Origin of the sequence: Bacillus amyloliquefaciens DSM 7 = ATCC 23350 (genome assembly GCF_000196735.1) — a bacterium.
GTDB classification, from domain to species: Bacteria; Bacillota; Bacilli; order Bacillales; family Bacillaceae; genus Bacillus; species Bacillus amyloliquefaciens.
In genome coordinates this window covers 1,422,916-1,447,214 of sequence record NC_014551.1, presented here as the reverse complement: position 1 = coordinate 1,447,214, position 24,299 = coordinate 1,422,916, and the positions used below count along the sequence as shown (strand labels likewise).

Sequence of the window (24,299 nt, the reverse complement as noted above, 5' to 3'; positions counted from 1 at the left end):
TTTTTACTAAATAACTTAATTTTTCATTTCATATTGGAATCTTTAGCATGATTACGAGAATAATACCCATTCAGGTAATGATATAAACAGAATACGGCATATTTCAACGCACAAAAAACAGAGACAGCTGATTTTATATTATAATAAAAAACCTCTCATGCCGCTGGCTGCATGAGAGGTTCGCAAGTCTATCAGTTTTGCACACTTTCATTTTCGTAAATCGGCACCCAGCCTTCAGTCGTCACGAAGATTCGGATTGCGACGACCCTGCGGTCTTCCTGAAGCGTAAAGTAGTGGCGGATGTTCTCCGGAACCGAAATCAAATCCCCCGGATTTAAACGGACGTCAAAAAAAGTGCCGTCTTTGCCTTGAATGACGAAGATGCCATGCCCGCTGACAATAAAGCGGACTTCATCATCCGTGTGGTGATGTTCTCTTTGGAAATTTTTCAATAATTCATCTAGATTCGGCGTTGAGTCTGATAAAGAAATGACATCCTGAGACTGATAGCCGCGCCGGGCTGAAATATCCTGAATCTCCTTGTCAAATGCCGCGAGAATCCGATCTTTTTCAGCTTCGGTTACATCATATTTCTCCGAAAGCTCAGGCGGAAGTTTTTCAATGTCCCACTGCTCATAGATTACCTCTTGTTCGTCTAAAAAGCGCGCTACTTCTTCCTGATTTTCAATGATCGTATTCTTTTCATCATGAATTCTGATTGTCGCCATTTTGCATTCCTCCTTTTATTTTACGAGCTGCGGCCGAAGTGACAGAAGCTTGATGTGACAGCCGAATAAAAATTCATAGGCTTCCAGCACCCTTTTCGCCTCAAACGCGGTCCGCCCCCATGCCGTAATGCCGTGATTGCGGATTAATACCGCGCCTGATTCGGTGTCTGCATGGCGCACGAAACTTTCGGCCAATGCCGGGATGTGCGCCGGATTGTCAATGATCGGAACGGTCACCGACGCGTTTTCCTCCCACAATCCGAGCGCCTTAATAATCTCCTGCCCCTGAAAGGTGATTTGTTTTTCATCTCCGTAGAGCTCTGAAATGACATTATTATTAACGGTATGGACATGCAGACAGCAGCCCGCGTCTGTCTTTTTGTATAAGTAAGTATGGAGAAGCGTTTCTGCCGAGGGTTTTAAGGAATGGCCGGTCTCAGCGGGCCTCCCGTTCTCATCGACTAAGAGAAAATCTTCGTCTGTTTCTTTTCGTTTGTCTTTGCCGCTTGCCGTAACGAGAAAAGTCAGCGGCCCGTCGGATACTTTAATGGAAAGATTTCCGCTCGTTGCCGGAAACCAGTCTCTTTCAGCCAGCTCGCGCTTTACCTCGGCAAGTTCGCGCCAGCGTTCTTCTTTTGCAGCCATGCCTGCACCTCCCCGATGTTTTCGATGCCTGTTTTCACCTCATGAAAATCTTGAAAAGGCAGATGCCGAAGACCGAGTTCTTCGCATTCAGTCAAAAGATAATCCCTTGCAAAGCACATATCGGATAATTTTGCAGCCTCGAGGTCCGTGACCGAATCACCGATCATAATGAGAAAATTCTGCTGATCGGACAGCTTTCGGATCACTGACGGTTTGCAGCAGCCGCATTGATTCGTGCAGCCGCCGTCACAGGCGTGCGGCCAATTGATATGAATATATTCATTGTCAAAGGATGCATGATTACAGAAAATCCGCTCCTTTTCTACGATGCCTTCCAAAAGCGGATGCACAAAAAAGTCCATTCCCCCGCTTACGATATAAAACGGGAGATCGTTTGACCGGACAAACGAGACAAAATCCAAAAAGCCGTCCCTTAATTTCGCATCCTTCAGGATAAAATCAGTCAGCTCTTCTTTTAAGCTACTCGGCAGCAGCCCGAACATCCGGCCGACTCCTTCCTGAATTGATAGGCTTTTAGACAGAACACCGTCTTTTAATTCAAGCCACTCAGGAGGCGCGAATTCTTTCATCATACTGACAATGTTGTCGTTCATGGTAACCGTTCCGTCGAAATCACAAATAATCAGCGGTGTGCGGGTCATACGGCTTCCACCCTTCCCCATTTGTCTAATGCGAGCTGAAGATCTTTGCACGACGCGGCTTTTTCTTCAATCGGCTGGGCTTCAAGCACCGCATCAATGATAGCGCGGAACGCTTTGCCGCCGCCCTCTGCTCCGTTCGGATGGCCGTGAACGCCTCCGCCCGCATTTATGATGTGATCAATGCCGAAATCACGCATCAAAAACGGCACCATGCCGGGATGAATGCCTGCTGACGGGACGGCAAACGAGGGATGAAAGACATCGTCTTTTACACATTCATCGTGAATCGCAAGCGCCGACTCCTTCGGCAGTGCAACAGATCCGTAAGGTGACGGAAATAAACTGAAATCAGCGCCGCAATAGCGGTTCAGCTTGCCGAGCAAAAGCGCATGCGATAAACCGTAAACGGGAGATGATGTGAATGCGCCGCTGACTGCCGGATGCGCCATAATCGGAAGCGGGATTTCACCGTCTTCCGCAAGGCTTTGCATCACATCCAAACCGTAGGCGAACACATTCAGCAAGAGGGCGTCCGCCCCGAGCTCCGCCGCGCGTCTCGCTTTATCCCGCAATTCAGCAGTTCTCCCCGTCAGGTTCACGGCATACAGCGTTTTATGCCCCGTCTCCTCCCGGGTTTCCTTCAGGACTTGTTTTCCTTCAATAATGCGGGTTTCAAACGGAGCCAGCTCATTTTCAAAGAAAATTTCGTCGTCTTTAATAAGATCCACGCCGCCGAGCGCCTGCTGTCTGAGCTGTTCTTTAATGTCACGGAGATCCCGTCCGATCACCCCTTTAAATATGCTCATCAAAAGCGGTCTTTCAAATTCGCCCAGCAGTTTGCGGATGCCGTATATGCCGAACTTCGGCCCGGGAAGAGAGCGTTTAAACCCTTCGGAAAACTCAAGATCAGTCAATTTTATTTTTCCGTCCAGTGACAGCTTTCCGAATACAGTCGTCAGGACGGCGGGTATGTCTCTTGAGAAGTTCGCCTCAGGATAGGCGATGGTGATGACGGCCTGTTTTTCGTTTTCCGGGGTTCCTTCTTTCTCCTCAACTTTTACGACCCGGCCTTTATGCTTTCTGAGCTGTTCCTGCTTCACAAGGGGCAGATCTGTCCAGGAACCTACCGTCAGCCCCGCTGCAATCTGTTCCGCCCGCTTTTCACTGTCTGTTGTGTCCGTCAGAAGATATGTTGCCAATACTTCGCTCATGCGTGAACGCCTCTCTTTCTTTCGAAAAACATAAAAAAACCTCTTCCGTATGAGCAGAAAGAGGCTTCGTGTTATGTCCGAATCTTATCTCTCAGCTCCTGCTGCAAGAATTAGCACCGTGCTTTAACAGTCGGTTGCCGGGCTTCATCGGGCTCGTCCCTCTGCCTGCTCTTGATAAGAATAATGATTTTATAAAGTATTTTGAATTATCGCATTGTTATTTTGATATGTCAATGCTTTTTCGGGTGAAAAGATTGAGTTTCCCGATCCGTTCCGCAGCCTCTTTAAGTCTTTCTTCACTTGTCAGAAGACCGACTCTGATATAGCCCTCCCCCCATTTTCCGAACCCGTTTCCGGCTGCGACCGCGACATTTGCTTTTTCCAGCAGCAGATCTGAAAACGACTGTGATGTATAACCGTCCGGCACCGGGAGCCATGCAAAAAAAGAGCCCGCGGGAGCCGTGACATCCCAGCCGATATCGCGGCATGCTGCAATCCATGCATTTCGTCTCGACTCATATCTGTCATTTTGCGCTGCGACGCACGCCTGATCAGCTAAAAGAGCTGCTGCCGCCGCCTGCTGCGCGGCGGGAAACAGGCTGACAAACATATGATCCTGATAAAGGTTGATCGCTTCGATAACAGACGCGTTTCCGGCGGCAAATCCGACACGCCAGCCCGCCATGTTATAAGTTTTTGACAAGGTATAGATTTCAATTCCTGTCTCTTTTGCACCTTCCGTCTGCAAAAAGCTCAGCGGTTTATGCCCGTCGTAGCCGACTGCTCCGTATGCGAAATCATGTACGACACAAATGCCGTTTTGTTTTGCAAAGCTGACCGTTTCCTCAAAAAACGCCTCTGTCGCCACAGCACCGGTCGGATTATTCGGATAATTGAGATACAGCAGCTTCGCCTCATTCTGCACCTTTTCAGGAATTGCGCTGTAATCAGGGAGAAACCCTCTATCTTCCGTCAGCGGCATCATTTCCATTTTCGCTTTCGCAAGGGCGACACCCGACCAGTAATCAGGATATCCGGGATCAGGCACAAGAATTGTATCTCCCGGGTTCAAAAGACATTGCGGAAGCTCTACAAGTCCCGCCTTGCCTCCGAACAGCACGGCCACTTCCGTTTCCGGATCAAGCGTAACCCCGTACTCCCTTTCATAAAATTCAGCGGCTGCTTTTTTGAAGCTGTAAGCGCCCCGGAAGGATGAGTATTTATGATTTTCCGGCCTTTCGACGGCGCGCTTCATTTCCTCAACGATATGCTGAGGCGTCGGTTGATCGGGGTTCCCCTGTCCCAAATTGATGACGTCTTTGCCTTCTTTCAGCTTTTGATTCACTTTTTGCACCAATGATGCGAAAAATTGTTCCGGCAGCTGTTTGAGTACATCAGAGATTTCAAAGTTCATATTTTCACCTTCTAAAAATTTCTTGAAATGATAGTCCATCATCATATATGGTTAAATAAAAAAAGTAAAGAGAAACTTGGGGTGTTGAAAAAATGAAATGGACCGTTTCTTGTTTGCAATTTGATATTTCATACGGAAATCCTTCAGAAAACTTCAAAAAAGCAGAATCTTTGATTGAGCAAGAAAGCCGCCGCGCTGATGTCATCGTGCTTCCTGAGTTATGGACGACCGGCTATGACCTCACACGGCTTGACCAGCTGGCGGATGAAAACGGCGAAACCTCGGTACAATGGCTTAAAAAAACGGCCAAAAGATACAATGTACACCTCGTTGCCGGATCTGTCGCGGTCAAAGAAGGAGAAAATGTCTATAACACCATGTACATCGCCGATAACAGCGGACAGATCGTGAAGCAGTATCAGAAAGCCCATCTGTTTCAGCTGATGGATGAACATCTATATCTGTCAGCAGGAAACAGCGACGGTTCCTTTGAGCTTGACGGTGTCAAGTGTGCCGGGCTGATCTGCTATGATATCCGTTTCCCCGAATGGATCAGAAAGCATACGTCCAAGGGAGCAAATGTACTCTTTATCTCTGCGGAATGGCCGTTGCCCCGCCTCGATCATTGGCGAAGCCTGCTTATCGCCAGAGCAATTGAAAACCAATGTTTTGTCGCCGCCTGCAACTGCACGGGATCCAATCCCGATAATGAATTTGCCGGCCATAGCCTGATAATTGACCCATGGGGCCGGATTTTGGCCGAAGGAGACCGGACGGAAGGCGCAGTCCCAGCGGAAATCGATGTTTCAGAAAGTGAGGCCGTGCGCGGCACCATACCGGTTTTCCAAGATTTGCGGCGTGATTTATATTAATTTTCAAAAAAACGTTGACAAGAATATTCCGCACCTGCTAATATTTTCATCAACTGATTAATCCGAATTGTGATACAAATCAATATATTTTTCTCTTATCGAGAGTTGGGCGAGGGAATCGGCCTTTTGACCCCAACAGCAACCGACCGTAATTCCATTGTGAAATGGGGCGCGTACATTTTGCGCCGAGACATTGTCTCATAAGGCACGGTGCTAATTCCATCAGATGTTATCTGAGAGATAAGAGGCGGACTGCACTGTTTCAGCCTCCTTCTCTTTCAGAGAAGGAGGCTTTTTTTCGGGCGTATTCTCCGTCACGATCTCTTACAGCCACTACATAATAGGAGGGTAAATCCATGTCTGCAACTAAAACAAGTCTTTATGAACAATTAACAGAAAGCTCCGCCGCCGCGCTAGCCGTGAAGCTCGGCTTGTTCCAAAGCAAAAGCACCCTGACATGCCGTGAAATCGGCGACGGCAATTTGAATTACGTCTTTCATGTGTACGATAAAGAAAACAAAAAGGGACTGATTATCAAGCAGGCGATTCCTTACGCCAAAGTCGTCGGTGAAAGCTGGCCGCTTACGATCGATCGGGCGAGAATCGAAAGCAGCGCCCTCATCCGCCAGGGCGAGCATGTGCCGCACCTCGTTCCGGCCGTTTACTATTCCGATACTGAAATGGCCGTCACGGTAATGGAAGACCTCTCGCATTTAAAGATCTCAAGAAAAGGGCTGCTGGAAGGAAAACATTATCCGAACTTATCGGCCCATATCGGTGAATTTTTAGGAAAAACGCTGTTTTACTCATCCGCTTATGCGCTTGATGCGAAAGTAAAGCAGCAGCTCGCAAAGCAGTTTACAAATCCTGAGCTTTGCAATATCACAGAAAGACTTGTGTTTACAGAACCGTTTCTCGATCATGAAACAAATGATTTCGAAGAGGAGCTGCGCCCATACGCAGAAAAAATTTGGAACAATTCCCGGCTGAAAGAAGGCGCCGATGAATTGAAAGCCATCTTTCTGAATTCAGCGGAAACATTGATTCACGGCGATCTGCACACGGGAAGCATCTTCGCTGATGAACATGAAACAAAAGTCATTGATCCCGAATTTGCTTTCTTCGGACCGATCGGCTTTGACATCGGCCAATTTATCGCCAACCTGCTGTTAAACGCCCTCAGCCGGGACGGTGACGACAGACAGCCGTTATATGACCATACTGCCGCCGTATGGGACACATTTGTGAAAACATTCAGTGAAGCTTGGGAGAAAGACAGCTTGCCTTCCTGCAGACATCTGCTGGAAGATACACTGAAAAACACGTTTGAGGAAGCGGTCGGTTTTGCGGGATGCGAATTGATTCGGCGCACGATCGGACTCGCCCATGTAGCTGACTTAGATGAACTCACTCCGTTTGACAAACGAATTGAACGGAAAAAGCTGGCGCTTGAAATCGGCGCCTGTTATATCGAAAACAGAAAAGAACTGAAGGATATCACTGAGGTTCTGGAACAATTTAAGCTCCGTGTAAAGGAATGATGCAGCATGACCAATGAATTTGCCATCCCCCGTTCTGTGGAATGGAAAGAAACATACATCCGCATTTTAAATCAGCAAAAGCTCCCTGACGTTACTGAATATGTGGATCTTGAAACAAAGGAAGATGTATTCGACGCGATTATCACACTGAAAGTAAGGGGCGCTCCGGCCATCGGTATAACGGCGGCGTTCGGACTCGCGCTCTCTGCCAAATCGTTTGAAGTCCGCGATCTTTCTGATTTCCGCCGTCAGCTCGCGGATGTCAAAGCGTATTTAAACAGCTCGAGACCGACTGCCGTCAACCTCGCGTGGGCGCTTGACAGACTGACGGACTCCATCAGAGATGCGACCTCAATCAATGAAGCGAAGACAACGCTCGTTCATGAAGCCATTCAGATTCAGATTGAGGATGAAGAAACATGCCGGATGATCGGCCAAAATGCTCTGCAACTTTTTAAAAAAGGCGATAAGATCATGACTATCTGCAATGCAGGTTCAATTGCCACAAGCAGGTACGGTACGGCGCTTGCCCCCTTTTACTTAGCGAAACAAAAAGACCTCGGTCTTCATATTTACGCTTGTGAAACAAGGCCCGTTCTCCAGGGGTCCCGGCTGACGGCGTGGGAGCTGATGCAGGGCGGGATTGATGTCACGCTCATTACTGACAGCATGGCCGCCCACACAATGAAGGAAAAGCACATTTCAGCGGTCATTGTCGGCGCTGACAGAATTGCTAAAAACGGGGATACGGCCAACAAGATCGGAACGTATGGCCTCGCTATTTTGGCAAACGCCTTTCAAATTCCGTTTTTTGTGGCCGCACCGCTTTCGTCTTTTGACTTACAGATTGAAAACGGCGATCAGATTCCTATTGAAGAAAGAGATCCGGATGAAGTCAGACAGATCTCCGGCATACGCACCGCTCCTGAAGATGTGCCGGTCTTCAATCCTGCCTTCGATATTACACCGAGCAGCCTGATTTCAGGCATTATAACCGAGAAAGGCATCGTGACTGATTCTTACACGGAAGAAATTGAACAATTATTTGCAGACTGCCAGCTGAGCTGAAAAACCGCTGATGATATTGCCTCAGGCAATGTCAGCGGTTTTTTTGTCTGCATAATGTAATCACTTCATCTTTTTGGGCGGCTGAAATCAGATGCATTTTAAAAAACAGCTCTGCATAGCCGGCTATCTTTTGCGGACGGCTCACTCTCATCAGGCTTCGTCCTCCTTTTTCGTAAGACCAACTTTTTTCACTTAATAAAATGATATGTCGGACGTGAAAAAACGGAACGTGCCATATGCTTTATTTTTCTTTATAGGATATTTGTTCGATGTTCAGCAGCACCGCTTTTACATCCGTCTGGGTGCCCGCGTAACCCGTTAAGGCGCTGTTTTTGCCGATTACCCGATGGCACGGAATCAAAATCGGCAGCCTGTTGCGTTTATTGGCTTGTCCGATGGCGCGCACCGCTTTCGGTTTGCCGATCATTTCGGCTATATCACCGTAGCTCCGGGATTCGCCGTATGGAATCACCGTCAGCGCGTTCCATACCTTTTCCTGAAAAGCTGTCCCTTTTTGTCTCAGAGGCAGAGAGAAATGCCTTCTTTCTCCGGAAAAATAAGAGGTCAGCTGCTGTTTCGCCTCAGATAGCAAAGCGGTTTCACACGATTTCACGCCGGGCGTATCTTTCCGCCATTTCTCAAAATCTTCCCCGTTGAGAAACAGGCCGGTAATAAAGCCCTCTTCCTCTGTTATGATGACGGTTCCAAAAGGTGCCTTCACACTTGTAAAACAGATCATTCGCCGCTCCTTCTTTCTTCAGTATTCTGCCGGATCGGAAGCGTCAAATGAAAGACGGTGCCCTTCCCTTCTTCACTCTCCACATGAATGCGGCCCTGGTGCTCTTCGATGATTTTATAGCTGACCATCAGACCGAGCCCCGTTCCCCTGTCTTTTGTCGTGTAAAATGGTTCGCCAAGACGTTTTAATTTGTCTTCGGACATGCCTGTTCCTTCATCTTGAAGAGAAATCAGAATATGGTCTTTATCAGAAGGCTGAATGGTCACGTAGAAATTGCCGCCGCCCGGCATGACTTCAATGGCGTTTTTTAAAATATTGATAAACACCTGTTTTAATTGATTCGGCTCACAGTAAATCGGCGGGATGTTTCCGGTCAGGTTCAAATGGATCTGCACATTGACAAGATTGGCTTGGGCATTCAAGAGATCGGCCGTGTCTTTCATAATCTGCGTCACGTCTTTTTCTTCATATAATATCGCCTGAGGTTTCGCTAAAATTAAAAATTCAGTGATGATAGACTCGATGCGTTTTAATTCTGAGGTAATGACGTTAAAGTACAGGGAATGTTCTCCTTCAATGCTTCCTTGCAAAAGCTGAATGAACCCTTTCAGCGCCGTCATCGGATTTCTGATTTCGTGGGCGATGCCGGCCGCAAGCTCACCTACGACGTGAAGAGTGTCTGATTTCCGCAGCCGCTCCTCAAGCTCTTTGGCCTCGGTGACATCTTTAAAAATGGCCAGATTCATATTTTGAATGATATTCCTTTTGAAGGAGAATTCCAGTTTGCGGCTGTCACTGCTGCTTAACAGGAAGGGGATTTCATTATCCATTCCTTCTAAATCAATCTTTCTGGCGGGCACACCCGCGTTTTCAATATCAAATAATGAAAGAATATCCGGAACGGTGTACGCTCTCAGCTCCTCATCCGGCATGCCGAGGATACGGCTTGCGAGAGGGTTTGCGTCAATAATGCGGAATTGGTTGTCAAACAAGACTTTGCCGTCCATTGAGCCGTTGAATACTTTTCTGAATTTCAGCTCGCTTTCCCTCAATTCTTTTTCCATCCGCTTTCGATCGCTGACATTTCTTAAAATGGTTAAATGCTGACCTTCAAGTATGGTTCGTTTTGATGTGAATTCAAGCTCTTTATATTGGCCGTTTGCCATCTGAAACAGCATCTCTTCACGGATTTCCCCGTATTTTTCATATTTTTTCTTAATCTGTTTGTATTTTTTCTGCGGATCAACGATAAACGAACATAAATTCCGTTCCACCAGCTTATCCATCGGCAGTTCAAAAATACGGCACGCCGACTCGTTTGCTTTGGCAATCCTTCCGTCATCAGACCAAATGACAATCGCGTCCATAGCGTTTTCAAAGATTTCGCGGAAACGCTCTTCGCTTTTAAAGAGTTTCAATTCCATCGACCGTTTCTCCGTTATGTCCCTCATAATGGACATGTAAAACCCGCTGATCAAGTTGGACGTAATCGTAAATTCAAACAGCTTCTCCTCGCCGGACCGGAGCTTGACCGGCAGCTCTCCTTTAGCTTTTCCTTTTTTGCCGAGGGTGTCCCAGATTTCTTTCAGGTGCTTGTTGTTTTCTCCTTCTGTAAAATGGCGGAGCGACAGATGGGACAGTTCATTCTGACCGATCTCAAAGCTTTTGCAAAAAGAGAGGTTCGCATCAATAAACCCGCCGTCCTTGTCAAACAGGACGATGCCATCGACAGCTCTGTCAAACAGATCTTTAAACAGCTGCTCGTTCATGGAAAATTCACGCTCTAGTATTTTTTTAGAGGAGATATCCCTCATCACCACAAAAAAATAATCCTCCCCAATTCCGTCTTTGGCGAGGAATTCAATGTATTTCGTCGCGCCGCTGTCAAGCTTAATCGGCACCTCTTTCCACAGATGGCCCTTTTTCAAAAATTTTTTCACGGCCTTATTCAGTTCTTCCTGAGGCACAGAATATAAAAAGTCCAGGACGGAGCGGTTTATGAGGCTCTCTGCCTCAATCTGCATCATCCGGGCGGCAGCCTCGTTCGCCTGGACGATTTTCATTTCCTTATGGCATATAAAAATGGCATCAAGCGTGTTATTCATAATCACATGATACCGATGCAAATCACTCTTCAGGCGGTCATTTTCCTCCTTCATCCGCTTCAGCTGCTCTTTCAGCGACTCCTTTGTTTGCAAATCCAGAGTTTCAGCCATTCAGTACACTCCTTCTTCAAAAACCTATCCTTCAATATTTCTACAAAATACCTCATCTTCCTTCATTCGCCCTATACATTTCAGAAAATTTCAATGATATGACAAGTTAAAGTCTTTTTCTACGATCCTTACCTCCCCATTACATCATCCTAACAATCCCTTTTGTCCTCCTTCAATTTTTTGTTTTTTATTTTAAAATGAACATCATCAGGAAATAATCATGCAGTGGATGATTTTTTGAAAAGAAGGTGATGCTATGACAAAATCGCGAGACAGTTACTTTGACAACGCCAAGTTTATCTTGATTTTTCTGGTGGTGTTCGGCCACATTCTCCGGTCTTTTATTAACGGAAATGAGTTTATGCTTCATCTCTACAAATTCATTTATACTTTTCATATGCCGGCCTTTATCCTGGTTTCCGGCTATTTCGCTAAAAACTTTAAGCGGAAAGGTTATGTGAAAAAGCTGGCTGTGAAGCTGATTATTCCGTACCTGATTTTTCAGGGCATCTACTCGGTTTTTTACTACTTGATTCAGGATGAAAGCATGACAAGCGTCAATCCGATTGATCCGCAGTGGTCTCTCTGGTTTTTAGTCAGCTTATTCTTTTGGAATCTGCTGCTGTACCCTTTTACGAAGCTGCCAAAAATGTGGGCGCTTGGAGCGAGCTGCGGGCTTGCCGTTATGATCGGGTATCTGGATTTCATCAGCAGCACGCTGAGTCTCTCACGAACGTTTGTCTTTCTTCCGATGTTTCTCGTCGGGTTCTATTTGAAAAAACAGCACTTTGATTTACTGCGTGCCAAAAGAGGCAGGCAGATTGCCGCCGGCGTACTCGGGATTGTTTTCCTCTTATGCTGGTGCATTGATTTTGATTACTCGTGGCTGTTCGGGTCGGAGCCTTATTCCACATTCGGCACAGTGACGCTGTTGAGCGGTCTGTCGCGCATCGGCTGGTATGTATTGGCCTTTGCCGCCACATTCAGCTTTTTGGCGCTCGTTCCGCAAAAGCGTTATTTCTTTACGAAGTGGGGTACGAGGACGTTTTACGTGTATCTGCTGCATGGATTCATCATAAAAACGCTGCGCCAGATCGGGCTTGAAGATCACCTGTCTGATTACCAGAATTTAGTCATGCTCTTGATTTTAACGGCCGCTCTTACTTCCATTCTCTCCAGCAATGCGGTGAAAACGGCCGCACAGCCGTTTATTGAACTGCGGATAACCGGCTGGCTTGAAGCGGTGAAAGGAACAAGAAACGGTGTTTATTCGAAATAATAAAAAATACCTCTTAAGCGATATCGCCTAAGAGGTATTTTTTATTTTTTGCTGTCTTCTTTCTTCTTGGGTTTCGTCTGTTCAAGCGTTTCAATCAGTTTTCCGGCGTTATAATCACCAAGCTCGCTTGAAAATTCTTCTTCAAGCAATTCAGGGTCCATCGGCTTTTTATGGTTTTGCATGTCTCTACTGTGGCGATTTTTTTTCGTCATGTTATTCGCCTCCTTGTTTGCCGTGTTTTGATTTGCGGTTTGCGCCTCTCAGTCCGGGATCACCGTCATATTGCGTTTTGTATGCATCTTTGTCCATGCTCTCAGTCGGTGTATTGTTATTGGTCAAAGCTTCATTCTTCGCTGCTTTGCGTTTCATTTGATTTCCTCCTTCTGTCAGCAAATCTGTTTTGAATTCATCAAGCATTTTTTTCAGGTCGCGCACTGTCACGTTTTTGGCATCATCAATAAGCTCATAGCCGATCTGTCCGTTCGGCTCAAGCAACACATATTTAAAATCTTGTATATCCCCGAGGCCTTCCTGCCTGATCCGCATTGACAGCTGCGCCTCGGTGAAACGCATCTTTTTTAAATTTTCCGGTATGATTTTTCCGTCTCTGACAACGGCGATGGTTTTTCCTGAAAATAAAACCTCAAAAAAGTTTGATTTGATTTCTAAATATTCCATCAGGATCAGTACTGCAATAAAAATCGCAGCCGCGAAAATGGTTTCCCATAAACTATGTTCAATAAACGGCTGAATAATAATTGAGCCGATGGAAATCATGATGACTGTCTGGGTCACCGACAGCTGGCTGATCGATTTCCGCCCGGCAATTCGCAATAAAAAGGTACCGACCGCTATCATAATCACAGATTTCCAGAATACGGCAAACAATGACGTCACCTCTTTACAAATAGAATCTCCAAAAAAACTGCTGCCACACATCCATTTTCCGGAAATAAAAAACACCGCTTTTAAAAAAGCGGTGTCAGCCGATTATAATTCTTTCCTTCGGATAGTGATAATTCGCTTCGATTTCCTTTCGGCCGATTAAATAAAGGAAAGTCAGAATGCCGATCCGGCCGATAAACATGACGATCATGATCACGCATTTTCCGATATCGCTTAAATGCGGGGTAATCCCAAGCGAAAGCCCGGTCGTTCCGAAAGCGGAGCAAACTTCAAAAAGCAGTCCGAGCAGCGTCTGATTCTTCTCCGTCACAGCCAGAATCAGCGTCGATCCGAACACAAGCAGAATCGCCATCATCGTAACGACCAGCGATTTCATGACATCAGCCTGATGAAGCTCGCGTTTAAAGACCTTGACCGCTTTATTCCCCCGGGCAAAATGAAACAGAGCAAGAAGGTTAAGCGCAAATGTCGTGGTGCGGATTCCGCCGCCGACTGAGCTCGGCGATGCGCCGATGAACATAAGGGCGCACATGAAAAATAGTGTCGGCGCCGACAGCTGACTGATATCAATTGTCGCAAGCCCGCCGCTTCTTGTAGCGGTTGATTGAAAGAGACATAAAAACAAAACATCATGCCAGCTTTTTCCCTTCATGGCATGGCTTGCTTCAAGCGCGTAAATTCCGACGGCCCCGAACAAAACGAGCATTCCGAACGTAACGGTCGTAATTTTCGTAAACAGCGTAAATGAGTATCTGCGCTGTTTTGAAAACAAAAAGTCCTTAACTTCTACGAGCACCGGAAACCCGATCGCACCGAAAATAATCAGAAGCATCGTAATAAACTGCACGAAATAGTCATGCCTGAACGGAACGAGTGAATTTCCCGTAATATCAAAACCGCCGTTTGTCGTGGCGCTGACACTCGCAAAGAATCCGTGCAAGTAAGCTTGTTCAAACGAATGGTAATACGTTAAAAAATATGTTCCTAAAATGATGCCGCCCAAAAACTCGATTAATAAAATCAAAAACAGGACTTGCTTCATCAAGTTGACGATTCCGGAAAACTGCGATTGATTCTGATCCACCATAATGAGCTTCCGTTCCCGCAGACCGATCCGTTTGCGCATAATCAGCCAGACGAATGTTCCGAGCGTCATGATGCCGATTCCGCCGAATTGCAGCACGAATGCCAAAATGACAATCCCGGTCGTGCTGAATGTATCAGCCGTGTTGACCACCGTTAAACCCGTTACACTGACTGAGCTGACAGCTGTAAACAGCGCGTCTATAAACGACCAGCTGGCCCCTTGTTTGTGGGCTGCCGGCAGACTTAACAATATAACTGCCACCGTCACAGCAAGAAAATAATATAATGCAATCAGCTGTGCAGGCGACAAGATCTGTATGAATTTCTTCAGCATTAATTTCATAAGATAATTCCTTTTGCCTCTCATTGTAGTACGTAATTATTCTAATGATATTGGGAGAATTTTTAAAGGTCTTTTTAGAAAGATTTTTTATTTACCTTATGTAATTTGCCGATCTTTAATCAAAAAACCTCTGAACCAATGTCAGAGGTTTTGTTGATTATTTGGCTTCAAGCCTGCGGATGCGCTCATCCAGATCAGGGTGTGTAGAGAACAGTGACGAATGCTTTTTGCCATTGATTTTTAACGTCTGCACCGCCGTCTGATCCTCTTCATTCACGTGTCCTGTGTAAGACTTCAGCGTACGCAGGGCGTGAATCATTTTATCCTTGCCGGCAAGGTCGGCACCGCCGCGGTCAGCGTGGAACTCTCTGTGACGCGAGTATGCGAAGACGACAAGACTGCCGAGAATGGAAAAAATAATCTGAAACACGATCATCGCGATAAAATGCACGACCGGCGCGAGGTCTTCTTTGACAAAGCGGCTTGCAATCCATGCCGCGATACGGGAAAGGAAGACGACGAACGTATTGACGATTCCCTGCAGCAGCGTCATCGTGACCATGTCACCGTTTGTAATGTGTGCGACTTCATGGGCAAGAACCCCTTCCACCGCAGCATCATCCATCTGCTGCAATAAACCTGAGGAAACCGCGACAAGTGAGCGGCGCTTAGAAGGCCCGGTCGCAAAGGCATTGACCTCAGGGGAATGATAAATACCGACTTCAGGCATTTTCGTCATCCCTGCAGTACGGGCCAGTCTGTGCACCCGGTCAACCAATTGCTGCTCTTCAAAGCTGAGTGACTGTTTCTTCGGATTTAACACCCGGACACCCATCATCGTTTTGGCCATCCATCTGGACATTCCGAGAGAAATAAAAGAACCGACAAAACCGACGACAAGACTGAACACGAGCAATGCCGTCAGATCGACGCGGCCATTTTGTATATACGAGCCGACACCGGTGACGCTTGTAATAATCGTAAGCACAATTCCGATTGTCGTAATGACCAAAAGGTTTGTTAAAATAAACAGAAATATTCTTTTCGCCATAATTACCTCCGTCTTTTTTAAGATCAAAAGAACTTATTTAATTAAATTATAAATGATCTGTTTGAAAATGCAACAATTTCGACGTATGATGTTAATGTAATTCTCAGTGATACAAGAAAGTGAACACGTAATCAATCAGAGGTGAACAATGAACACGTTTAAACTGACCCGAACTGATATGGTCCGGCTTCTTTACGCGTTAAAGGGCCAAGGAGACGCAACCCCTCTCCAAATCTTATTGCAATCTGCGGATATGACATTGGATGAAGCGGAAAACCGGCTGCATATCCCTGAATTTCTGACGAGATTCGAGCGAAAAAAAGAGAAAAAAGAATACGGACTTTCAACAAACGAGATTGTCGAACTGGGAAATCTGTGCGAGCTGACGTCTTTAAAATCAACCGCCGTCCAAAACTGGGTGAAACGCGATATTAAAGATTTGATCGGCCACCCCTTACTCGGAAAAAAATATACAATTGAACAAGCTGTCATCCTTCTCATTGTACGTGATTTAAAATCAATTTATGACTTCGAACATATACGCGGCATACTGAAGATCGCATTTAACACGATCACCGACAGAACAGATGACGTCATCAGCCCGATCAGCTACTATGAGAGCTGCGCTCAGGTGATTGATTATCTCCATCATAAGGGCAACCCGCCGATGAAGGAAACGAGCCTGCAGGAGCTCGTTGAACAGCAGACGGACAAGCTCAGAGGCTGCTTCAAAGAACTCGGAAACGGGCAATGGAACAATATCAGATCCATACTCGCCGTTACGGTGCTCTCCGTTTTGACTTTCCATATTCAAGCCTCCGCCTACAAAATGACCAGCCATTTATTATAATTCATAACGTTCTTAGCCCCGGTGTCTGCGCCGGGGTTTTTTTCAGCTGCACAACAATTGCCAGCATAATCAATACCGTTCCGTTTGAAACTAAAATGCGTAAAACATCTTGCCAGAGAAAAGGAGATGAAAAAGATGGCGAGCAGAAATAAACTCTTAGTTCCAGGGGCTGAGCAGGCACTTGACCAATTTAAATACGAAGTGGCTCAAGAATTCGGCGTGAACCTTAGCTCTGATACAGCAGCACGCGCAAACGGCTCTGTAGGCGGGGAAATGACAAAACGGCTTGTACAGCAGGCTCAATCACAATTAAACGGCAAAACTCAATAATGTAGCTTATTCGCCGGGATTTCTCGGCGAATTTTGATATTTATCGGCATTTTCCCTTCCGTGCCGGTAGCCGTTCGGGTTCCTGCGGTCTGACGAATCTTCATGGCGCCGATAGGATTCCCGCTGTTCATTGCGCTCATGATCCCGCTGATTCCAGTAATGATTGTTATACCTATGCTTGGGCTCTTTGTCGTTTCCGTTTTCCTGAGGATTTTGTGTTGGGGGCTGCTCTTTTTCCCCATCTTGTTCCTTCTGAGTGTTTTCCTCTGATCCGGAAGCTGCATTTTTTTCGGTTTGCTGATTGCCGTCCTGACTGTCCGGCTTCGCTTCTTCCGTGCCGGGCGTTGTTTCATTGTTTTCCGGCTGGTCCGCTGCCTTTTCTTCATCAGGAGATGTCTGCTCATCAGCCGCCGGCTTTTCTGTGTCCGGCTGCATGTTTTGATCAGTATCTGTTTCATTGTTTTTCTGATCGGTTTCTTGGCCGTCTGTTTTCTTTTCAGGCTGTTCTTCTTCTGTTTTCTTTTCGTTTCTTCTTATGTAGCTGCCTGTTGACATACCTTCCTGTTTCGCTTTTTCTCTTGTTTCCATATCTGATTCAAGCGATTGAAGCTGGTAGGTGCCCTTATATTTTTCAGTCATATCAGCCAGCTGTTTTTTGACGCCTTTTTTATATGTATTGTCATCTGTATTTTCATAAACCGTGGAAATTAAAATCTCTTTTGATTCCTTTACATATCCATGCTTGCTGCAATCGGTAATAATATCACTGATGACTTCCTTAAAATCGCTGCTTTTCCAGTCTCCGATGTCATTAATGACCTGTTTGGCGTCATGGTTCAGCGGCGTAAGTTCAATGACTTCATATTTGCTGTTTAAAGCCATCTCAATGCTTGGATTAATGTCCAGCGTCATATACGCGTAAGCTTTGTTATCAGAAAAAACCGGGAGCATGATTAAAATAAATAAGATAATAGCAGTCATCGTAAACACTCCCAATTTAAAAGGGCGCAGTTTCAGAAAATCAAAAAAGCTGGCCCTTCTTCCCATACGCGTTTCGCCTTCAAACGTAATTTCCTCTCCGATTTCACAAGTGCGGTGATCATTTTTTGTTTTTAAAAATTGTCCGTCAGGGGTTAGCAACGTGACGAATTTTTTATTTTTCTCTACTATGATCCCTCTTCTCATGAGTGCAACACCCCTTTAAGATAATCTTTTAAATAAATATAATCACCGGTAATAATAATACTCATGGCGATGATATATTTTCGGTTCCGTTCGATCGTTTTTCTGCTGACCGACACGAGCTGCTCCAGCTGTTTGACAGGAAGCTGTTTCTTCTGGTGCAAAATGGACGCCAGCTCTTCATTTTCAACAAGCGTGTAAGCTACCTTAATCGCATTCTGCCTCGCATCTGTATGCTTCGGCGATTGTTCCAGCAACTCTTTAAAAGACAGCCCGTATTCTTTCAGCTGCTTTTGAAAAAAAAGAATTTCTTCCCGGCGCTGCTCCTGTTCTATCTGTTTGCGGTATTCATCAATGGAAAGCTCTGCTTCGATAAGACTCTGCGAAGACTCCTGGTCGTCGCCTTCCTGCACATCCATATTAATGTGCTGAGCGGTTCTTGCTTCTTTTCTGATATAATCTATTACTTTTCTTTTTATGATAAGCTCTGCAAATGCAAGCAGCGAATTACCTTTTTCAGCCGAATATTTTTCAATGGCTTCGTTAAACGCGATCAGCCCGATGCTGAATTCGTCGTCTTTTTCATCTATATATCGTTTACAAACGGATGAAACCGTCTTTGCGATAAAAGGCTTATATTGCTGTATTAAATCGTTCTGCAGATCTTTGTCGCCTTTTTGTATTTTTTCAACAGATGTTTCAAGCGTTTGCTTCTTTTTTCCCAATTTAAACAAAAGGCTAAGCACTGGTTTCACCTCAGTTCCTCCCTATAACTACTCATAATCATAGCTAATTTAGTAGGGATTCGCAAAGGAAGAAAAAGAGAAATCGATTTCATTTGTCTCAATTATGACAAGCCAATAAGACGTACTATACATGATTTCGTGCCTTCAAGGAGAATTAAGGGGGTTTTCTGTGTGTTTTTTGTAACAATGCTGTTATAAAATTGTTATCATATGTCTTAAATGTAAGCGTTTCAAACAAAAAAAGGAACCTGTTTTTTAAAAAAACAGATCCCTCTATGACCCTTTTTATGCGTGTTCTCTTTCTGCGGATGCCGCATCCGTCTCTATTTGTTTTGCTCCTGACATAAACCATCCGCATACCGCAATGGCTGCCAGAACCGCCCAGAAAATCATTTTCCAGGCCGCCGAATGGATCACATCTGCTGGAACTATGCCGAGTTCCTCATGGGCCAGAGTATAAAGAGCGAGTTTCACGCCTACCCACCCGACAATAACAAATGCCGCCGTTTCAAGGCCCGGCCTCGTTTTTAATAAAGAAACGAACATTGATGCCGCGAAGCGCATAATGATTAAACCAATAACGCCGCCGGCTAAAATGACGAGAAACTGACCGCCGTCCAAGCCGCCGATGGCAGGAAGCGGTGTTCCCGGAAGCGTTACTGCAAGCGCGACCGCCGCTAAAATGGAATCAACGGCAAAAGCAATGTCCGCCAGCTCCACTTTCAATACAGTCTGCCAAAAACCGCTTTCTTTCTGTTTCTTCTGCCCTGTGTTATGTTTGAATACATACCGCTTCAGCAAATGGCTGACTGCGATGTAAAACAAATATAGGGCGCCGACGGCCTGAACCTGCCAAACATTCACCAAGAAAGAAATAGCGAACAGCGACCCGAAACGTAAAATAAAAGCCCCCGCCAAACCGTAAAATAAAGCCTTCTTCCTTTGTTTTTCCGGGAGATGCTTCACCATCACAGCCATCACCAGCGCGTTATCCGCCGCTAAAATCCCTTCCAGCCCGATTAAAACGAGAAGAACCCATCCATACTCCAATAATAATGATAAGTCCAATCCAATCCCTCCGTCTCTTTTCTGTCATCCGAGCTTATACCGGCGGTTTTTTTACGCAAAAAAGACCTTTGCCGATATAAGGCAAAGGTCTTGCTAGACATGAATCATTGGCATGCCAACAAAGCCGATGGATATGATCCATGAATTGACGACTTTGTTTCCGGAAGATCCGGACGCTACTCCCCTTTGGGATTTCAAGAAATATTTGTTTATACGCTCATGATAAAGCCTGTTTCTTCATTTGTCAACGCTTAACTTTTTTAACAAATTGAGAAATATTTTCTGTTTTGACCCGCTGCTTTCTTCTCTTTAAAACGATATAAGAGACGAGAAGCACCGCAATGAATATACCCAGCGGGAGCATATATTGATCAAGAATGGACCCGACGTTTTTCCAATTTTCCCCGAGTTTCATTCCGAGGTATACGTAAGCAAACGTAATCGGAAGCATCGCTGCATATGTATAAAGGGAGAACACCCAGACATTCATCTTCGCAATGCCGCACGGCAAAGAAATCAGCGTCCTGATCCCCGGTATAAAACGGCCGCTGAACGCTACCAAACCTCCGTGCTTCTGAAAGAAATCGTCTGATTTCTGCAGGGTTTCGGGTTTGATCCATATATACTTTCCGTACTTCAGCAAAAACGGCCGACCGCCCAGCCTGCCGATTCCATATAAAACAAGCGGGCCTGAAACACCGCCGAGCGAGCCGGCAAACACGGCTCCGGCAAGCGTCATATCCCCTTTTGACACCCAGTAGCCCGCAAGCGGAAGAACAATTTCCGCGGGAATGAATTCTATACTGAGCGCCAAAAAAATTCCTGTGTAGGATAAGCTTTTAAACGCCTCTATTATTGATATGATAAAACCTTCGATGATGTATCACTCCCGACATAAGTCTATATTCCGAAACTTAAGAATGATTTTAACACAAAATCTTGAAGCTGAAATATTTTTTAGACATGCCGATATAAATGTAAGTTGTTTCACGGTTTAGTAGGAGGAATCATCTTTGGAATTACATGTATATTACAATCTTCCGCTTGTCGGGTTATCCATTCTGATTGCTTGTCTGGCGGCGTTTACTTCACTTGAAATCTCCAGAAAAGTAACGCTGAAAACGGGGATTCGCAGTAAACTGTGGCTGATCGCCGGTTCAGTTATCATGGGTTTCGGCATATGGTCAACGCATTTTGTCGGGATGCTCGCCGTTTATGTGAACATGCATATGAATTATGAAGCCGTACCGATGGTCTCTTCTTTAGGCGCCGCGATTTCCGGGTCTTTCGCGGCTTTATATATCGTCAGCCGAAGAATCTTAACACTCAACCGGCTGATTACCGGATCTGTTTTTATGGGAGCGGGAATTTCACTTATGCATTACATGGGAATGTCGGCCATTTCCCGGGTAATGATTATGTATAATCCTTTTTTATTCTGTTTCTCTATTTTGATTGCCATTGCCGCTTCTTTCGTTTCGCTGAAAGTATTTTTCGGTTTAGCAGTGAAGAAACCGACAGAACATTTGACTTTTCAAAAAATCATCAGTTCTGTTTTCATGGGCGCGGCCGTCTCGGGGATGCATTATACAGGTATGATGGCAGCGTCATTTTATGCAGACACGCGAAGGCCTAGCAGCGATATGGAAATTCATTCGTTTCATTTGTCTGTTTTTATTACGCTGATTATCTTTTGTTTTCAGATGTTATTGTTTTTCAGCTCACATTTCGATCGTCAGTTTTTCCGCCACGATGAACGTATGAAGGATCATGAACAGCGGTTTCAATCATTAATTAAACATAACATTGACCCCATTTTCATCCTTTCTCCTAGTGGTAAAATTCTTTACTCTAATGAAGCAGGGGCCGAGATGATACACAGTTTCGGACTGGACAGCCAAAATTGGCGCAGACATATCAGCAGTCCGCTGAAGACCTATTTCAAACAGGTAAAAAAAGAACAGCAGGCACTGCATTTTGATGCTGATCTGAAGACAGATATCGGTTTATTTTATATTAATGTTACCTTTATTCCTGTTTTGGTCGATAACGGACTGGACAGTGTATATGTCATCTGTAAAGACATGACCAAACAGCGGCAAGCCGAGAAGGAAATTCACCGCATGGCGCATTATGATTCTTTGACCGACCTTCCGAACCGCCGCCATGCCGTTCAGCGATTGACGGAAGTTCTGGAAAAGAAACATTCGCATGGGCATTTGACCGTTGTGTTCTTTCTCGATTTAAATCGGTTTAAAGTTATTAATGATGCTCTCGGGCACAATGTCGGAGACAGACTTCTTCAATCAGCGGCTGAAAGACTTTCTTCCATCATCCCGGATAATGGTTTTATCGCCCGTCTTGGCGGCGATGAATTTATTATTATTTTAACGGATGCCCGGTCTGAGGACGATGACATTGATGATTTAGCAAAACAGATCATCATGCAGTTCGAAAAACCGTTTATCGTTCAGGAGCATGAGCTGATCACCTCCGTCAGCATCGGCATCGCCGTCTCTCCAAAAGACGGGTCGGACGGGATGGAACTGATGAAAAAAGCCGATATGGCGATGTACGCCAGCAAAGACCGAAACAAAAGCAAATACAAATATTACTCTGCCCAAATCGGAGAAAAAGAAGCGAAAAAGCTCCGGATTGAGATGGAATTGAGAGAAGCAATTGAGAAAAAAAGGTTTGTCCTTCATTATCAGCCTCAATACAGCTCCGCCGATCAGCTCATAACAGGAGTTGAAGCGCTTCTGAGAGTTGCCGGCGCAGATGGAAAACTGCAGAACCCCGGAGACTTTATACAGGCCGCCGAAGAAACCGGCCTGATTATCGACCTCGGCAAATGGATCATTACCGAGGCGTGCCGGCAGGCGAAGGAATGGCACGAAAAAGGTTACCATCTTCCTGTCGCCATTAATATTTCGGCTAAACAATTTCAGTCGGAAGAACTTGTCCCGTTTATTCAGAAAACACTTACCCATTACAAGCTTCCTCCCGCACTGCTTGAAGCAGAAGTGACCGAAAGCATGACGATGGAAGACCGCGAGCACAGCAAAAAAGTGCTAACGGCGCTAACTGAGCTGGGAATCAGTGTAAGTATTGATGATTTCGGGACGGGCCATAGTTCTCTCAGTTACCTAAAGGACTTTCCGATTCATAGATTGAAAATCGATAAATCATTTATAGATGATCTCCAGCTGCATCCTAAATCCGCGCAGATCACAGGCGCAATAATTGCCATGGGACATCAGCTTTCTCTTTTAGTCGTTGCTGAAGGGGTTGAAACGGCGATGCAAAAAAAGCTTTTAGATGAAAAAGGGTACGATTTTCTTCAAGGATTCTATTTCAGCAGGCCATTGCCGCCTGAGGAGATTGAAGAGCTGCTCCATGAAGCGCCGCGCCACCCATAAGTTGCTACACATGGAACGGACCCGTTTATCCACAATAAAGACAAAAAGGAGTTTTTATTCATGCACACGATGTGGAAGGGTTCGATCAGCTTCGGCCTCGTCAATATCCCGGTCAAGCTCTTTGCGGCCACTGAAGATAAAGATATAAAATTCCGCAGTCTTCATAAAGAAGACCATGCGCCGATTAAATACGAAAAAATCTGTACCGGATGTGAAAAGAGTCTGGAGCCTGGTGAAATCGTTAAAGGCTATGAGTATGTAAAGGGAAAATACGTCATTTTGACAGACGAGGACCTGAAAGACGTAAAACAGGAACATGAAGAGAAAGCGGTTGAAATTGTTGACTTTGTCCAGCTGCAAGAAATTGATCCGATTTATTTTAACCGGTCTTATTATGTCGGGCCGGGAGATAACGGCACAAAAGCCTATACACTTTTGCGGGAAGCGCTGAGGACGACAGGTAAAATCGGGATTGCCTCTATTACGATCCGTTCTAAGCAGCAGCTTGCGATTCTTCGCGTGTATGACAACTGTATCGTGATGGAGTCCATTCATTATCCGGATGAAGTCAGAAACGCCGGACATGTGCCGGGAGTTCCCGAGCAGACGGCCGTGAATGAAAAAGAATTGCAGACGGCGATTACGTTAATAAACGAGCTGACAACCGAGTTTGACCCAGAGCAATACGAAGACACATACCGGAAAGCCCTCCTCGCCAAAATTAATGATAAGCTCGAACATGAAGAAGCAGGCGTGACACCGGCTGCTCCCGGTCCGCGCGAAGATGTCATTGACCTTGTCAGCGCCCTGCAGGCGAGCATTGACCGGACGAAGCGGCCGAATCGCGAGCAGGCTGCACCGGTGCGGACAAAAGACACTGCGTCCGCAGGCGGCGAAGGGAAAAAACGGAAAACGACCAGACAAAAAGCCGGAACGTCTTAAT

At 45.6% G+C, this 24,299-nt stretch carries 23 protein-coding genes and 2 riboswitches; of the genes, 8 read left to right on the top strand and 15 right to left on the bottom strand.

From position 1 onward, the window contains the following. Positions 1–191 precede the first annotated feature (191 nt). From BAMF_RS27860 to BAMF_RS27840, 5 genes are all read right to left on the bottom strand, one after another. Positions 192–728, bottom strand: a complete 537-nt coding sequence (locus BAMF_RS27860; protein ID WP_013352034.1) for a 1,2-dihydroxy-3-keto-5-methylthiopentene dioxygenase — start codon at positions 726–728, stop codon at positions 192–194. Positions 729–743: 15 nt separating this feature from the next. Further along, positions 744–1,373, bottom strand: coding sequence for a methylthioribulose 1-phosphate dehydratase (locus BAMF_RS27855; protein ID WP_013352033.1), 630 nt, complete (start codon positions 1,371–1,373; stop codon positions 744–746). Beyond that, a complete protein-coding gene (gene mtnX, locus BAMF_RS27850) occupies positions 1,331–2,035 on the bottom strand; it encodes a 2-hydroxy-3-keto-5-methylthiopentenyl-1-phosphate phosphatase (protein WP_014470473.1) in 705 nt (234 codons plus the stop codon). Before mtnX ends, BAMF_RS27855 begins: the two co-directional genes overlap by 43 nt. Next, a complete protein-coding gene (gene mtnW, locus BAMF_RS27845; RefSeq protein ID WP_013352032.1) occupies positions 2,032–3,246 on the bottom strand; it encodes a 2,3-diketo-5-methylthiopentyl-1-phosphate enolase in 1,215 nt (404 codons plus the stop codon). Before mtnW ends, mtnX begins: the two co-directional genes overlap by 4 nt. A gap of 81 nt (positions 3,247–3,327) precedes the next feature. Beyond that, positions 3,328–3,427: riboswitch (SAM riboswitch) on the bottom strand. Between the two features lie 36 nt (positions 3,428–3,463). Then, on the bottom strand, positions 3,464–4,660 hold the full coding sequence (locus BAMF_RS27840) for a pyridoxal phosphate-dependent aminotransferase (protein WP_013352031.1): 1,197 nt from the start codon (positions 4,658–4,660) through the stop codon (positions 3,464–3,466). A gap of 92 nt (positions 4,661–4,752) precedes the next feature. On the opposite strand from BAMF_RS27840, the gene BAMF_RS27835 reads away from it, so the two are divergent. The 3 genes from BAMF_RS27835 to mtnA all read left to right on the top strand — a co-directional run bounded on the left by BAMF_RS27835 (position 4,753) and on the right by mtnA (position 8,141). Next, a complete protein-coding gene (locus tag BAMF_RS27835) occupies positions 4,753–5,532 on the top strand; it encodes a carbon-nitrogen family hydrolase (RefSeq protein ID WP_013352030.1) in 780 nt (259 codons plus the stop codon). Between the two features lie 92 nt (positions 5,533–5,624). Next, positions 5,625–5,779: riboswitch (SAM riboswitch) on the top strand. 109 nt (positions 5,780–5,888) lie between these two features. Next, a complete protein-coding gene (mtnK, locus tag BAMF_RS27830) occupies positions 5,889–7,073 on the top strand; it encodes an S-methyl-5-thioribose kinase (protein ID WP_013352029.1) in 1,185 nt (394 codons plus the stop codon). A 6-nt stretch (positions 7,074–7,079) separates the two neighbouring features. Then, positions 7,080–8,141: an S-methyl-5-thioribose-1-phosphate isomerase gene (gene mtnA, locus BAMF_RS27825; RefSeq protein WP_013352028.1), complete on the top strand. Its 1,062-nt coding sequence runs from the start codon at positions 7,080–7,082 to the stop codon at positions 8,139–8,141. Between the two features lie 241 nt (positions 8,142–8,382). On the opposite strand, the gene BAMF_RS27820 is transcribed toward mtnA, so the two are convergent. Continuing rightward, a complete protein-coding gene (locus tag BAMF_RS27820) occupies positions 8,383–8,880 on the bottom strand; it encodes a methylated-DNA--[protein]-cysteine S-methyltransferase (protein ID WP_013352027.1) in 498 nt (165 codons plus the stop codon). Continuing rightward, positions 8,877–11,096, bottom strand: coding sequence for a PAS domain-containing sensor histidine kinase (locus BAMF_RS27815; protein ID WP_013352026.1), 2,220 nt, complete (start codon positions 11,094–11,096; stop codon positions 8,877–8,879). The genes BAMF_RS27820 and BAMF_RS27815 overlap by 4 nt, the downstream gene beginning before the upstream one ends. 256 nt (positions 11,097–11,352) lie before the next feature. Between BAMF_RS27815 and BAMF_RS27810 the strand changes: the two genes are divergently transcribed. Beyond that, a complete protein-coding gene (locus tag BAMF_RS27810) occupies positions 11,353–12,375 on the top strand; it encodes an acyltransferase family protein (RefSeq protein WP_013352025.1) in 1,023 nt (340 codons plus the stop codon). A gap of 41 nt (positions 12,376–12,416) precedes the next feature. Here BAMF_RS27810 and BAMF_RS41260 read toward each other — a convergent pair whose 3' ends face one another. From BAMF_RS41260 to htpX, 4 genes are all read right to left on the bottom strand, one after another. Further along, complete coding sequence (locus tag BAMF_RS41260) at positions 12,417–12,587, bottom strand: hypothetical protein (protein WP_013352024.1); 171 nt, start codon at positions 12,585–12,587, stop codon at positions 12,417–12,419. 1 nt (position 12,588) lies between these two features. Further along, positions 12,589–13,263, bottom strand: a complete 675-nt coding sequence (locus BAMF_RS27805; protein ID WP_013352023.1) for a DUF421 domain-containing protein — start codon at positions 13,261–13,263, stop codon at positions 12,589–12,591. 94 nt (positions 13,264–13,357) lie between these two features. Further along, a complete protein-coding gene (locus BAMF_RS27800; RefSeq protein ID WP_013352022.1) occupies positions 13,358–14,710 on the bottom strand; it encodes a TrkH family potassium uptake protein in 1,353 nt (450 codons plus the stop codon). 157 nt (positions 14,711–14,867) lie between these two features. Further along, the gene (gene htpX / locus BAMF_RS27795) at positions 14,868–15,761 is read right to left on the bottom strand and encodes a protease HtpX (protein WP_013352021.1); all 894 of its coding nucleotides are present in this window, start codon (positions 15,759–15,761) and stop codon (positions 14,868–14,870) included. Between the two features lie 148 nt (positions 15,762–15,909). On the opposite strand from htpX, the gene BAMF_RS27790 reads away from it, so the two are divergent. Both BAMF_RS27790 and BAMF_RS27785 read left to right on the top strand, forming a co-directional pair. After that, entirely contained in the window at positions 15,910–16,611 is a 702-nt protein-coding gene (locus BAMF_RS27790) for a DUF1836 domain-containing protein (RefSeq protein ID WP_013352020.1), read from the top strand. Positions 16,612–16,746: 135 nt separating this feature from the next. Further along, entirely contained in the window at positions 16,747–16,941 is a 195-nt protein-coding gene (locus BAMF_RS27785; RefSeq protein ID WP_013352019.1) for an alpha/beta-type small acid-soluble spore protein, read from the top strand. Between the two features lie 6 nt (positions 16,942–16,947). Here the strand turns inward: BAMF_RS27785 and BAMF_RS27780 are convergent, their stop codons facing one another. From BAMF_RS27780 to BAMF_RS27765, 4 genes are all read right to left on the bottom strand, one after another. Beyond that, positions 16,948–18,126 carry an anti-sigma-I factor RsgI family protein gene (locus tag BAMF_RS27780; protein WP_013352018.1) on the bottom strand — a complete coding sequence of 393 codons (1,179 nt, stop codon included), beginning with the start codon at positions 18,124–18,126 and terminating at the stop codon, positions 16,948–16,950. Continuing rightward, complete coding sequence (gene sigI / locus BAMF_RS27775; protein WP_003154719.1) at positions 18,123–18,878, bottom strand: RNA polymerase sigma factor SigI; 756 nt, start codon at positions 18,876–18,878, stop codon at positions 18,123–18,125. The genes BAMF_RS27780 and sigI overlap by 4 nt, the downstream gene beginning before the upstream one ends. A 276-nt stretch (positions 18,879–19,154) precedes the next feature. Beyond that, on the bottom strand, positions 19,155–19,937 hold the full coding sequence (locus BAMF_RS27770; RefSeq protein WP_013352017.1) for a TerC family protein: 783 nt from the start codon (positions 19,935–19,937) through the stop codon (positions 19,155–19,157). 244 nt (positions 19,938–20,181) lie between these two features. Beyond that, a complete protein-coding gene (locus tag BAMF_RS27765) occupies positions 20,182–20,817 on the bottom strand; it encodes a DedA family protein (protein ID WP_373419139.1) in 636 nt (211 codons plus the stop codon). Between the two features lie 133 nt (positions 20,818–20,950). Between BAMF_RS27765 and BAMF_RS27760 the strand changes: the two genes are divergently transcribed. After that, positions 20,951–23,356, top strand: coding sequence for a bifunctional diguanylate cyclase/phosphodiesterase (locus tag BAMF_RS27760; RefSeq protein ID WP_013352015.1), 2,406 nt, complete (start codon positions 20,951–20,953; stop codon positions 23,354–23,356). A 60-nt stretch (positions 23,357–23,416) separates the two neighbouring features. Beyond that, positions 23,417–24,298, top strand: a complete 882-nt coding sequence (gene ku / locus BAMF_RS27755) for a non-homologous end joining protein Ku (RefSeq protein ID WP_013352014.1) — start codon at positions 23,417–23,419, stop codon at positions 24,296–24,298. Position 24,299 lies beyond the last annotated feature (1 nt).